General features: G+C 30.4%; 1 protein-coding gene. It reads right to left on the bottom strand.

Features of this window, described 5'->3' with window-relative positions:
• Positions 1 to 170 precede the first annotated feature (170 nt).
• The coding region (locus KTQ83_RS12035) for a transposase (protein ID WP_217256969.1) at positions 171 to 473 on the bottom strand (303 nt) is incomplete at its 5' end.

The raw sequence follows: 473 nt of genomic DNA on the forward strand, positions 1-473 counted from the left end.
GGCGCTCTAAAATAGTGTAGGGTTATGTGAAAATACCGGCTTTAAATTATTGTAGGGTTTCCGTATTAGGTTAAGAAAACTTAAATTTATGAATTTACTAAAAATGGGTCATATTCACCACTTTGTTGGTGAAATGACCCTTTTTTTGGTCTAATGATTTATTTGATGTTTTATTTATTTTTCTTGTAACGTCCTCTAGGCCAACCTTTCATACGAATAGATTTGTGTGAACCTGCGTAATTTGGCTTTGTAGTTTTATTCATGCAATAAAGGCATCTGTTTCTATATCTCAGAAAGTTTTTATATCCTTTTGCGTTGTTTTTAATTTCTTTTGCGATTCCATTTTTGGATTCCATGATTCCATTCGTAATGCGTCGACCATCTATAAAAGTAAAAGAATTGATTATTTCTTGAGACCAGTTAATCAGTGTCTTTTTTAATTTTAAAATTTCTTGAATATTGCTCTTTTTCAT

Origin of the sequence: Holdemanella porci, assembly GCF_019052655.1 — a bacterium.
Lineage (GTDB): Bacteria > Bacillota_I > Bacilli_A > Erysipelotrichales > Erysipelotrichaceae > Holdemanella > Holdemanella hominis.